Origin of the sequence: Pseudomonas sp. 22490 (genome assembly GCF_052044465.1) — a bacterium.
In the GTDB taxonomy this organism is placed as follows: Bacteria; Pseudomonadota; Gammaproteobacteria; order Pseudomonadales; family Pseudomonadaceae; genus Pseudomonas; species Pseudomonas aeruginosa.
Genome location: NZ_JBQENS010000021.1, coordinates 70176 through 82452, shown reverse-complemented (window position 1 = coordinate 82452; position 12277 = coordinate 70176). Strand labels below are relative to the sequence as shown.

The 12277-nt window shown below is 67.1% G+C and carries 11 protein-coding genes; 6 read left to right on the top strand and 5 right to left on the bottom strand.

The genetic code is table 11. The features are described from left to right. Window positions 1-164: 164 nt before the first annotated feature. From ACTJJX_RS22160 to ACTJJX_RS22150, 3 genes are all read left to right on the top strand, one after another. Window positions 165-2357: a phosphocholine-specific phospholipase C gene (locus ACTJJX_RS22160; RefSeq protein WP_003163185.1), complete on the top strand. Its 2193-nt coding sequence runs from the start codon at window positions 165-167 to the stop codon at window positions 2355-2357. 17 nt (window positions 2358-2374) lie between these two features. After that, window positions 2375-2998 carry a phospholipase C accessory protein PlcR gene (plcR, locus tag ACTJJX_RS22155; protein ID WP_016851926.1) on the top strand — a complete coding sequence of 208 codons (624 nt, stop codon included), beginning with the start codon at window positions 2375-2377 and terminating at the stop codon, window positions 2996-2998. A gap of 87 nt (window positions 2999-3085) precedes the next feature. Then, complete coding sequence (locus ACTJJX_RS22150) at window positions 3086-4306, top strand: glycosyltransferase family 4 protein (RefSeq protein WP_003085828.1); 1221 nt, start codon at window positions 3086-3088, stop codon at window positions 4304-4306. Between the two features lie 3 nt (window positions 4307-4309). Here ACTJJX_RS22150 and ACTJJX_RS22145 read toward each other — a convergent pair whose 3' ends face one another. The 5 genes from ACTJJX_RS22145 to ACTJJX_RS22125 all read right to left on the bottom strand — a co-directional run bounded on the left by ACTJJX_RS22145 (window position 4310) and on the right by ACTJJX_RS22125 (window position 8527). Then, window positions 4310-5269, bottom strand: a complete 960-nt coding sequence (locus ACTJJX_RS22145) for a DegV family protein (RefSeq protein ID WP_014603213.1) — start codon at window positions 5267-5269, stop codon at window positions 4310-4312. A gap of 190 nt (window positions 5270-5459) precedes the next feature. Next, the gene (locus tag ACTJJX_RS22140) at window positions 5460-6572 is read right to left on the bottom strand and encodes an NADH:flavin oxidoreductase (RefSeq protein ID WP_003120762.1); all 1113 of its coding nucleotides are present in this window, start codon (window positions 6570-6572) and stop codon (window positions 5460-5462) included. Between the two features lie 40 nt (window positions 6573-6612). After that, entirely contained in the window at window positions 6613-7203 is a 591-nt protein-coding gene (locus ACTJJX_RS22135; protein ID WP_016263829.1) for a TetR/AcrR family transcriptional regulator, read from the bottom strand. Between the two features lie 150 nt (window positions 7204-7353). Beyond that, window positions 7354-7836, bottom strand: coding sequence for a glutathione peroxidase (locus tag ACTJJX_RS22130; RefSeq protein ID WP_003109429.1), 483 nt, complete (start codon window positions 7834-7836; stop codon window positions 7354-7356). A 205-nt stretch (window positions 7837-8041) separates the two neighbouring features. Then, complete coding sequence (locus ACTJJX_RS22125; protein ID WP_003085816.1) at window positions 8042-8527, bottom strand: FKBP-type peptidyl-prolyl cis-trans isomerase; 486 nt, start codon at window positions 8525-8527, stop codon at window positions 8042-8044. Between ACTJJX_RS22125 and ACTJJX_RS22120 the strand changes: the two genes are divergently transcribed. From ACTJJX_RS22120 to pta, 3 genes are all read left to right on the top strand, one after another. Continuing rightward, complete coding sequence (locus ACTJJX_RS22120; protein ID WP_003109430.1) at window positions 8496-8834, top strand: DUF3565 domain-containing protein; 339 nt, start codon at window positions 8496-8498, stop codon at window positions 8832-8834. The genes ACTJJX_RS22125 and ACTJJX_RS22120 overlap by 32 nt on opposite strands. After that, window positions 8834-10018 (top strand): acetate kinase, encoded by a 1185-nt coding sequence (locus tag ACTJJX_RS22115; RefSeq protein WP_003085814.1) that lies wholly within the window; start codon window positions 8834-8836, stop codon window positions 10016-10018. The genes ACTJJX_RS22120 and ACTJJX_RS22115 overlap by 1 nt, the downstream gene beginning before the upstream one ends. 62 nt (window positions 10019-10080) lie before the next feature. After that, a complete protein-coding gene (pta, locus tag ACTJJX_RS22110) occupies window positions 10081-12195 on the top strand; it encodes a phosphate acetyltransferase (protein WP_003114221.1) in 2115 nt (704 codons plus the stop codon). Window positions 12196-12277 lie beyond the last annotated feature (82 nt).

Here is a 12277-nt window from a genome sequence, read left to right as displayed (position 1 = left end):
AAGGTCATATCGAAGTCGCTTTCGGGATCAACCGATAAATTATCGCCATGAAACCATCGGCTCGCTGTATTCCCTGCCGGAAAAACAGCGAAGACGATTAATCATCTCGAAACAAGAAGTACGCAGATTGATGGAAATCAAAAAACCACCCGGGAAATAAAACGATGACCGAAAACTGGAAATTCCGCCGTCGAACCTTTCTCAAGCACGGCGCCCAGGCCGCTACCCTGGCCGGCCTTTCCGGGCTGTTCCCGGAGACGCTCCGGCGCGCCCTGGCCGTCGAGCCGGACATCCGCACCGGAACCATCCAGGACGTCCAGCACGTGGTCATCCTGATGCAGGAGAACCGCAGCTTCGATCACTACTTCGGCCACCTCAACGGCGTCCGCGGCTTCAACGACCCTCGCGCGCTCAAGCGCCAGGACGGCAAGCCGGTCTGGTACCAGAACTACAAGTACGAGTTCTCCCCCTATCACTGGGATACCAAGGTCACCAGCGCCCAGTGGGTGAGTTCGCAGAACCATGAATGGTCGGCCTTCCACGCGATCTGGAACCAGGGCCGCAACGACAAGTGGATGGCGGTGCAGTACCCCGAAGCCATGGGCTACTTCAAGCGCGGCGACATTCCCTACTACTACGCCCTGGCCGACGCCTTCACCCTGTGCGAGGCCTACCACCAGTCGATGATGGGCCCGACCAATCCGAACCGCCTCTACCACATGAGCGGACGCGCCGCCCCCAGCGGCGACGGCAAGGACGTACACATCGGCAACGACATGGGCGACGGCACCATCGGCGCCAGCGGCACGGTGGACTGGACCACCTATCCCGAGCGGCTAAGCGCCGCTGGCGTGGACTGGCGGGTCTACCAGGAAGGCGGCTACCGCTCCTCGTCACTCTGGTACCTGTACGTCGACGCCTACTGGAAATACCGGCTCCAGGAGCAGAACAACTACGACTGCAACGCCCTCGCCTGGTTCAGGAACTTCAAGAACGCTCCGCGCGATTCGGACCTCTGGCAGCGCGCCATGCTCGCCCGCGGCGTCGACCAGTTGCGCAAGGATGTGCAGGAGAACACGCTGCCGCAGGTGTCCTGGATCGTCGCGCCCTACTGCTACTGCGAGCATCCCTGGTGGGGCCCCTCGTTCGGCGAGTACTACGTGACCCGGGTGCTCGAGGCGCTGACCAGCAACCCCGAGGTCTGGGCCAGGACCGTGTTCATCCTCAACTACGACGAGGGCGACGGCTTCTATGACCACGCCAGCGCCCCGGTGCCGCCGTGGAAGGATGGCGTCGGCCTTTCCACGGTCAGCACCGCCGGCGAGATCGAGGCATCCAGCGGGCTGCCCATCGGGCTCGGCCACCGCGTCCCGCTGATCGCCATCTCGCCCTGGTCGAAGGGCGGCAAGGTCAGCGCCGAAGTGTTCGACCATACCTCGGTGCTGCGCTTCCTCGAACGCCGCTTCGGCGTCGTCGAGGAAAACATCTCGCCCTGGCGGCGTGCCGTCTGCGGCGACCTGACTTCGCTGTTCGACTTCCAGGGCGCAGGCGATACCCAGGTCGCCCCCGACCTGACCAACGTCCCGCAGAGCGACGCGCGCAAGGAGGACGCCTACTGGCAGCAGTTCTACCGGCCCAGCCCCAAGTACTGGTCCTACGAGCCCAAGAGCCTGCCCGGCCAGGAAAAGGGCCAGCGCCCTACCCTCGCGGTGCCCTACCAGTTGCACGCCACGCTGGCCCTCGACATCGCCGCCGGCAAGCTGCGCCTGACCCTGGGCAACGACGGCATGAGCCTGCCGGGCAATCCGCAGGGACACTCCGCTGCGGTATTCCAGGTGCAGCCGCGGGAAGTCGGCAATCCGCGTTTCTATACCGTGACCAGCTATCCGGTGGTCCAGGAAAGCGGAGAGGAACTGGGCCGGACCCTCAACGACGAACTCGACGACCTGCTCGACGCCAACGGCCGCTACGCCTTCGAGGTGCACGGCCCCAACGGCTTCTTCCGCGAGTTCCACGGCAACCTGCATCTCGCCGCGCAGATGGCGCGGCCCGAGGTATCGGTCACCTATCAACGCAACGGCAACCTGCAGTTGAACATCCGCAATCTCGGCCGCCTGCCGTGCAGCGTGACGGTGACGCCGAACCCGGCCTATACCCAGGAGGGCAGCCGTCGCTATGAACTCGAACCGAACCAGGCGATCAGTGAAGTGTGGCTGTTACGCAGCAGCCAGGGCTGGTACGACCTCAGCGTGACCGCCAGCAATACGGAAGCCAACTATCTCCGCCGCCTGGCCGGACACGTCGAGACCGGCAAGCCGAGCAGGAGCGATCCATTGCTCGACATCGCAGCGACCTGAAGCGAGGAGTCCATCGCATGAGACCTACCCTGACCTGGACCTTGCTGGCCCTGCTGCTCTGCGGCACGGCCATCGGCGCCGTCCTGTTGTTTTACCCATCGGAGCCGGCGCCCGTCACGCCCTTCGCGTCTCCCCCGCAGGCCACACCGGCGGCAAAACCTTCCATTCCTTCCCGAGCCCCCGAGATGAATACAGCCACCGCTCCCGACAACCTGGAACAGCAACTCGGCGAGTTCGGCCGCAACGCCGGGCAGATGTCCGAGATCGAACGCAAGCAGGCCGCCGAAGGTCTGATCGAACAGCTCAAGCGCGAGGTGGCGGTCGGCGCCGATCCGCGCCAGACCTTCGAGGAGATCCAGCGTCTGACGCCCTATGTGGAGGCCGATGCCAGGCGCCGCGAGGCGCTCGACTTCGAGATCTGGATGGCGCTCAAGGACAACGCCTCCGTCCAGCAGCAAGCGCCGACGCCTGGCGAGGAAGAGCAACTGCGCGAATACGCGCAAGAGTCGGACAAGGTGATCGCCGAGGTGCTCGCCAGCGTCGACGACGAGGAGCAGCGTCACGCCGCCATCGACGAACGCCTCAAGGCCCTGCGCAAGCAGATCTTCGGCGAGGAGAACCCACGCCTGCTGCAACGCTGAAATCCACGGCGCCCCGACCGGGGCGCCGTCACGCAAGCGTCACCAAAACTTCACATCCGCTACACGGCGTCGGTCGACACTGACGTCATGAGCAGACCTCTAAGCATCGCCCTGATCAGCGAAACCTACCCCCCGGAAGTCAACGGCGTCGCCAATACCCTGGGTCGCCTGCATGCCGGTCTCCAGCAGCTTGGCCATCGGGTCCAGGTGGTGCGCCCGCGCCAGCCCGGCGACGACGGCCGGCGCAGCGACGCCGAGCTGGTGCTGACCCGCGGCTGGCCGTTGCCCGGCTACCCCGGCCTGCAATGGGGCATGTCGAGCCTGCACAAGCTGCTGCGCTGCTGGAAGCGCCAGCGCCCGGACGTGCTCTACATCGCCACCGAAGGCCCGCTCGGCTTCTCTGCCCTGCGCGCCGCGCGGCGCCTGGGCATCCCGGCGGTCAGCGGCTTCCACACCAACTTCCAGCAGTACAGCGAGCACTACGGCTTCGGTCCGCTGACCCGGCTGGTCACCGGCTACCTGCGCTGGTTCCACAACCGCACGCAGATGACCCTGGTGCCCAGCGGCAGCCAGCGCATGGAATTGCAACGGCGCGGTTTCGAACGCCTCAACCTGCTCTCCCGCGGGGTCGACAGCCAACTCTTCCATCCCTCCCGGCGCGATCCCGAACTACGCCGGCGCTGGGGCCTGGGCGAACAGGACATCGCCGTGCTGCACGTCGGCCGGCTGGCGGCAGAGAAGAACCTCGGCCTGCTCGGCGGCACCTTCCGCGCGCTCTGCGCCGCCCATCCGCAGCTGAAGCTGCGCCTGGTACTGGTGGGCGACGGGCCGGAGCGCAAGCACCTCGAACGGGACCTGCCCGAAGCGCTGTTCTGCGGCGTCCAGCGCGGCGAAACCCTGGCCGCCCACTACGCCTCGGGCGACCTGTTCCTCTTCCCAAGCCTGTCGGAGACCTTCGGCAACGTGGTCCTCGAAGCCCAGGCCGCCGGCCTCGCGGTGGTCGCCTTCGACCAGGCCGCCGCCGGCCAGCACATCCGCCATGGGCACAACGGCGTGCTCGCCGCGCCGGGCGACAAGAGCGGCTTCGTCGAAGTCGCCAGTTGGCTGCTGGACGACCAGGAACGCCTGCGCCGGGTCCGTCTCAACGCCCGCCAACACGCCAGCCGGCAAGGTTGGGACAGTATCGTCGAGCACTTCCAGAACTACCTGGAAGACGCCTGCGCCAGTCCGCTGGTCCAGCCCGCTCGGTCGAAGCCCGAGCGGCCGCCGGCAGAGGATGGCGGGGCCTTGCCACGCAGCCGCGAGTAGGTCTCAGGCAAAGGCTTTCGGCGTGGCGATGAAGCCCAGGCTCATGGCCCCGGCGCCCAGATTGATGCCGCCGGTAGGGCTGAGCATGCCCAGGTGCAAGTGGATGTCGCGCTCGCGGCAGGCGTTCTCCAGCGCGGCGAAGCCCGGCAGGTCGCGCAGCGCGGTCGGATCGCCGGCATAGCTGAGACCCAGTTGCGGTGCCAGCAGCTCACCCGCCTGTACCCGCGCCAGGGCATAGCCGAACAGCTTCTCCGCCGACTTCTCGAAGCTCGGCGAGAGCGCCACCGGTTTGTCCTCGCCATCGGCCAGGCTGAACACCGGCTTGACGTCGAGCAGCGAGCCCAACCCCAGCGCTGCGCCCTTGACCCGGTCGACGAAACCGCTGCGATCACCCTTCTGGAAGCCGCGCCGGCGCAAGTGGCCCAGGTCATCGGCGACCAGGTAGGTGCAGGTCTGCTGGCTGAGCTGTTCGAGGCGCGTACGCAGCGCGTTGGGGTGGCTGCCCTGCGCCAGCAGGCGCGTGCCCTCGGCCGCCAGGCAGGCGATGCCGGCGAACACCGAGTGGCTGTCGAGTACGCGCAGGGTGAAGGGACCGGCGATGCCGGCCGCGTGGCGGCGCTCGTGGTAGTGCTGGAGCAGGCCGAAGGAGGCCTGGGTGGCGTGCTCGAAGATCGGACTGCGCAGGCTGTCGACGGTGAGGCAGACCACGTAGTCGAAGTCGGTCACCAGTTCGTCGAGGAACCATTGTTGCAACTCGGCGGCGGAGAGCGGCTGGCTGCCGTCCTTGCTACCGACCTTGGCCAGGTGGTCGCGGTAGAAGCTCAGGGTGGTGTCGGGGTCGCGTCGATCGATGAGCCGCTGCTCGCCCAGGCGGATCCCGATCGGCATCACGCGGATGCCGTGGGCGGCGAGGAATTCGGGCGGCAGGTCGCAGGTCGCGTCGACCACCAGGCCGATACGCATGGATTCGCTCCTCTGGCCGTTTCTCGGCCTATTGTTGTGTTGGCGGTCATACAATGCCCGTTTCGGACTTTGAAGTCAGCCGGCCGCACGGCGGGTTTTCGGAAAAAATCACGGCCATGAAAAATCCCACCCCGAGGGGTGGGATCTGCTTGCCGGCGCGGCGCCGGGCCGGTGCGTCGCGGACGCGCCTTCAGACCAGGCTGGCCAGGGCCTCGCGGCTGAACGGCTTGATGTCGCCGATACGCCCCTCGCGGACCTTCACCGCCCACTCCGGATCCACCAGCAGCGCGCGGCCCACCGCGACCAGGTCGAACTCGCCCTTGTCCAGGCGCTCCACCAGGCCGTCGATGCTCGCCGGCTGCGCCACCTCGTCGGTTTTGCCGAAGAATTGCAGGAACTCGCTGCCGTCCAGGCCGACGTTACCCACGGTAATGGTCGGCTTGCCGGTCAGCTCGCGGGTCCAGCCGGCCAGGTTGAGTTCCGAGCCTTCGAACTCGGGAATCCAGAAGCGGCGGGTCGAGCAGTGGAAGATATCGACGCCGGCCTCCACCAGCGGCGCGAGGAACTCGCGCAGGCCCTCCGGGGTTTCCACCAGGCGCGCGGAATAGTCCTGCTGCTTCCATTGGGAGAAGCGGAAGATGATCGGGAAATCCGCGCCGACCGCCGCGCGCACCGCCCGCACCAGCTCGACGGCGAAGCGCGAGCGATTGGCCAGGCTGCCGCCGTACTCGTCGTCCCGCTGGTTGCTGCCTTCCCAGAAGAACTGGTCGATCAGGTAGCCGTGGGCGCCGTGGATCTCCACCCCGTCCATGCCGATCGCCTGGGCGTCGCGGGCGGCCTGGGCGAAGGCGGCGATGACGTCCTGGATGTCGGCCTTGCTCATGCCGTGGACCAGCACCTTGCCGTCCTTGGCCTTCTCCATCGGGCCGTAGCCGGGCACGCTGGCGTCCGGCTCCACGCCCAGGCGCCGAACGCTGCCGACGTGCCAGAGCTGCGGAACGATGCGCCCGCCCTCGGCATGCACCGCGTCGACCACCTGCTTCCAGCCGGCCAGGGCGTCCTCGCCATAGAAGCGCGGCACGTTCGGATAGCCGTTGGCGGCCTTGTGGCCGACCGTTGTGCCTTCGCTGACGATCAGGCCGACGCCGGCGGCGGCGCGCCGGCGGTAGTACTCGACGACCTTGGCGTTGGGTACGCCGCCGGGGGAAAAGTTGCGGGTCATCGGTGCCATCACCACACGGGTGGGCAGTTCCAGGGCGCCGAGGCGGAACGGTTGGAACAGGGCTTCTACGGGGGCACTCATGGACGGACTCCTGAGGGGGAATGGGAGGTTCGGGCAGGTATCAGGCGCGGAGCAGCAGCTCCAGGCGCGACATGAAAGCATTCAGCGGAGCGAGGCCGGCGCCGACCTTGAAGCGCGCCAGGGCGCCCTGCCAGGCGAAGCCGATGAAGCCGGCCAGGCTCGCGCAGTCCTCGTCGGCGGCCAGTTCGCCGGCCTCGCGCGCCTGCTCCAGACAGTCCTGGAGGATTCGCGCGGAAGCCTGCAGGATCGACTCGACCTTGGCCGCGATCGGCGGCGACAGCTCGGCCATCTCGAAGCTCAGGCTGCCGATGAAGCAGTGGTATTCGGGCTTTTCCTGGCGGGCGAAGTGCTCCAGCAGCTCGCCGTAGTAGCGCAGCACCCGCTCGCACGGGCTGAAGCGGCTATCGCCGAGGGCCTGGGCGTAGCGCGCCAGGCGCGGCGCGTAGACGTGCTCCAGGGCCTGCTGGGCGAAAGCTTCCTTGCTATCGAAGTAGTGATAGAAAGAGCCCTTGGGGATGCGCGCGGCCTGGACGATCTCCAGCACCCCGGTGCCGTGGTAGCCACGTCGGGTCATGACCTCGGAGCCCTTGGCCAGGATCAGTTCGCGCTTGTCGAGTCGGTTGCTAGTCATGGAACGAGAGAATATGACCGGTCGTCTCGTCCGCCCAGCATTATCAACGGCGGTGATCAGGCGTTACAGGCAGGGGCTTATCGCGTTGCGTCATGAAGCGGCGCAAGACAGGAAAGGAAGCGGCGGGACGCGAACGCGTCCCGCGGGAGATCAACCCAGGGCCTTCTCGATGGCTTGCACCAGGGCCGGGTCGTCCGGCGCCGTGCGCGGGCTGAAACGCGCCAGCACGCGACCGTCGGGACCGAGGAGGAATTTCTCGAAGTTCCAGGTGATGTCGCCGGGAAACTCCGCGCCCTCGCCCGCCAGCAGGCGATAGAGCGGATGCCGCGCGCTGCCGTTGACCTCGACCTTGGCGCTCATCGGGAAGCTGACGCCATAGTTCAGGCTGCAGAAGGACTGGATATCCGCCTCGCTGCCCGGCTCCTGCCCGGCGAACTGGTTGCAGGGCACGCCGAGCACCGCGAAACCGCGCTCGCGGTAGGTCTGGTAGAGATTCTCCAGGCCGGCGTACTGGGGTGTCAGGCCGCATTTGGAGGCGACATTGACCACCAGCAGCACCTTGCCCTTGAACGGGGAAAGCGGCAGGTCCTGTCCATCCAACCCCTGCAGGGTGAGATCGTGAAAGGCACTCATGACGTACTCCTTGCGCATTCAGCGACACAACGTGCCAAGCCCCGCACCGGGCAAGAACCCTGGCTGCGGCGCATCCCCAGGGACGGGGTAAAGAGCCCAGGCATGGCGCATGACGCGAAAGGCGCCCACAGGCGCCTTTCGCTATACCAGCTTAGCAGTTCCGCCGGCGGACGGCCCAGGCCATCAATCGGCGAATGAACGCCGATCAGTGGTGGTGACCGCCTTCGCCATGGATGTGGCCGTGGGCGATTTCCTCGGCGTTGGCCTCGCGCACGTCGACTACCTTGACCTTGAAGTTCAGGCGCTGGCCGGCCAGCGGATGGTTGCCGTCGACGGTCACGTCGTCGCCGTCGATGTCGCGGATGGTGACGATCTGCATGCCGCCGTCCGGAGCCGAGGCGTGGAACTGCATGCCGACTTCCAGTTCGTCGACGCCTTCGAACATCTCGCGGGTCAGGGTCGCGACCAGTTCGGCGCTGTATTCGCCATAGGCGTCTTCCGGCTCGATGGCGACGCTCAGTTCGTCACCGACGTTCTTGCCTTCCAGGGCCTTTTCCAGGCCGACGATGATGTTGCCGGCACCGTGCAGGTAGACCAGCGGCGCGCCACCAGCGGAACTGTCGATGACATCCCCGGCGTCGTTGGTCAGGGTATAGTCGATGGAAACCGCCTTGTTGGCCGCGATCTGCATGGTTCGAAACCTTTTCGATAAAGAAGATGAATGCGTAAGTGTACGCATCAATAGCCCCGAAAGCGACCGCGCCCCTGATGAACGGGGCGCGCGAGCGCCGTCGCGGGTGATTGATTTTCATCAGGACGAGGAAGGCCATTGGGTGGCAGTCTTGTCCTGTGGCCATACTCAACACCTGCGCCACCAACCGCCCTGGCAATCGCGCGCCTGGGTCCTTGACGAAAACGAGCGGCACAGACAGCTCGGCCGCGAATTTCGCTGCGGCTGGTGTGCCCGGGAAGAAGAAGAGCAGACCAAGGAGCAGTGATGCCCTCACGCAACATACTGGTGATCAACTGCGGCAGTTCGTCGATCAAGTTCGCCCTGGTCAACGAGGCCCACTCCCTGTTTCCCCTGCACGGCCTCGCCGAGCGCCTGGGCAGCCGCGATGCGGTGCTGCGCTGGAAGCGCGGCGGCGACAGCGACAGCCTGATGATTCCCAACGCCGACCACCGCGCCGCCCTCGCCCAGTTGCTGCCGATGGTGCAGAACGCCGCGGGCGGCAAGCTCCACGGCATCGGCCACCGGGTGGTGCATGGCGGCGAGCTGTTCACCCATGCCACGCGCATCGACGACCGGGTGGTCGAGGCGATCCGGGCCACCGCGCCGCTGGCGCCGCTGCACAACCCGGCCAACCTGCAAGGCATCGAGGCAGCGATGACGCTGTTTCCCAAGCTGCCCCACGTCGCCGTGTTCGACACCGCCTTCCACCAGAGCCTGCCGGAGCACGCCTACCGCTACGCCCTGCCGGAAGCCCTCTACCGCGAGCATGGCGTACGCCGCTACGGCTTCCACGGCACCAGCCACCGCTACGTCAGCCACCGCGCCGCGGAAATGGCCGGGTTGGCGGTCGGCGACAGCAGTTGGCTCAGCGCCCACCTCGGCAACGGCAGTTCGACCTGCGCCATCGTCAACGGCCAGAGCCTCGACACCAGCATGGGCCTGACCCCGCTGGAAGGCCTGGTAATGGGCACCCGCAGCGGCGACGTCGACCCCAACCTGCACAGCCACCTGGCGCGGACCCTGGGCTGGAGCCTGGAGCGCATCGACTCGATGCTGAACAACGAAAGTGGCCTGCTCGGCCTCTCCGACCTGTCCAACGACATGCGCACCCTGGAGCAGGAGCGCGAGCAGGGCCACCCCGGCGCGGCCCTGGCGATCGAGGTGTTCTGCTACCGCCTGGCCAAGTCCCTGGCGGCGATGAGCTGCGCCCTGCCGCAACTGGACGGGGTGATCTTCACCGGTGGCATCGGCGAGAACTCGCCGCTGGTGCGCGCCAAGACCGCCGCCCACCTGCGGCTGTTCGACCTGCGCCTCGACCAGGAGGCCAACGCCCGCTGCGTGCGCGGCGTCGCCGGGCCGATCCAGGCCGCGGGGCATCCGCGGGTACTGGTGATCCCGACCAACGAAGAGCGGCAGATCGCCCTCGACACGCTGGCCCTGCTCGACTGAACTGGATCGACGCCCCCGCCCAACCAGGCGGCGTGGCCAAACGCACGGCTTAAGGAGCCCAGATGCATACCTTCTTCATCGCCCCGACCGGTTTCGGCGTCGGCCTCACCTCGATCAGCCTCGGCCTGCTTCGCGCCCTGGAACGCGCCGGGCTGAAGGTTGGCTTCTTCAAACCCATCGCCCAACTGCATCCCGGCGACCTCGGCCCGGAGCGCTCCAGCGAACTGGTGGCGCGCACCCACGGCCTGGATACGCCGAAGCCGCTGCCGCTGGCCCAGGTCGAGCGCATGCTCGGCGACGGCCAACTGGACGAACTGCTCGAAGAGATCATCAGCCTCTACCAGCGCGCCGCCGCCGACAAGGACGTGGTGATCGTCGAAGGCATGGTACCGACCCGTCACGCCAGCTACGCCGCGCGGGTCAACTTCCACCTGGCAAAGAGTCTCGACGCCGAGGTGATCCTGGTCTCCGCGCCGGAAAACGAGACGCTCACCGAACTGACCGACCGTATCGAGATCCAGGCCCAGCTGTTCGGCGGCCCGCGCGACCCGAAGGTGCTCGGGGTGATCCTCAACAAGGTCCGCGGCGAGGCCGACGCGGCCAACGCCGAGGACGGCGTGGCGGACTTCGCCCGGCGCCTCACCGAACACTCGCCGCTGCTGCGCGACGACTTCCGCCTGATCGGCTGCATTCCCTGGCAGGACGAACTCAACGCCGCGCGCACCCGCGACATCGCCGACCTGCTCAGCGCACGGGTGATCAACGCCGGCGACTATGAGCAGCGCCGGGTGCAGAAGATCGTGCTATGCGCCCGCGCCGTGCCCAACACCGTGCAACTGCTCAAGCCCGGCGTGCTGGTGGTGACCCCCGGCGACCGCGACGACATCATCCTCGCCGCCAGCCTGGCCGCGATGAACGGCGTACCCTTGGCCGGCCTGCTGCTGTGCAGCGACTTCCCGCCCGACCCGCGGATCATGGAACTCTGCCGCGGCGCCCTGCAGGGCGGCCTGCCGGTGCTGTCGGTGGCCACCGGCTCCTACGACACCGCGACCAACCTGAACCGGATGAACAAGGAAATCCCGGTGGACGACCGCGAGCGCGCCGAGCGGGTCACCGAGTTCGTCGCCGGGCACATCGATTTCGAATGGCTCAAGCAGCGCTGCGGCACGCCGCGCGAGCTGCGCCTGTCACCGCCGGCGTTCCGCTACCAGGTGGTGCAACGCGCGCAGAAGGCCGGCAAGCGCATCGTCCTGCCCGAGGGCAGCGAGCCGCGCACCGTACAGGCGGCGGCGATCTGCCAGGCGCGCGGCATCGCCCGCTGCGTGCTGCTGGCCAAGCCGGAGGAGGTCCAGGCAGTGGCCCAGGCCCAGGGCATCGTGCTACCGGAAGGCCTGGAGATCATCGACCCTGACCTGGTGCGGCAGCGCTACGTCGAACCGATGGTCGAGCTGCGCAAGGGCAAGGGGCTGAACGCGCCGATGGCGGAGCAGCAACTGGAGGACAGCGTGGTCCTGGCGACCATGATGCTTGCCCTGGACGAGGTCGACGGCCTGGTCTCCGGCGCCATCCACACCACCGCCAGCACCATCCGCCCGGCGCTGCAACTGATCAAGACCGCGCCCGGCTACAACCTGGTGTCGTCAGTGTTTTTCATGTTGTTACCGGACCAGGTGCTGGTCTACGGCGATTGCGCGGTGAATCCCGATCCTTCGGCCAGTGACCTGGCCGAGATCGCCGTGCAGAGTGCCGCGTCGGCGCAGGCTTTCGGCATCCCGGCACGGGTCGCGATGATCAGCTACTCCACCGGCGACTCCGGTTCCGGGGTGGATGTCGACAAGGTTCGCGAGGCCACCCGCCTGGCGCGCGAGCAGCGCCCCGACCTGTTGATCGACGGACCCTTGCAGTATGATGCCGCCGCCATCGCCAGCGTCGGCCGCCAGAAGGCGCCGAACAGCCCGGTGGCCGGGCAGGCCACGGTGTTCATCTTCCCCGACCTGAACACCGGCAACACCACCTACAAGGCGGTGCAGCGCAGCGCCGATTGCGTCAGCGTCGGGCCGATGCTGCAAGGCCTGCGCAAACCGGTGAACGACCTGTCGCGCGGCGCGCTGGTGGAAGACATCGTCTACACCATCGCCCTCACCGCCATCCAGGCGGACGCCCAGGCCCCGGCCTGAAGGAACGCCGCCCAGTGGGCGGCACTGGCTTCGGCCAGGCACGAGGATGTGCCATGTGAACGGCGGGACCACGCCCCGCTCC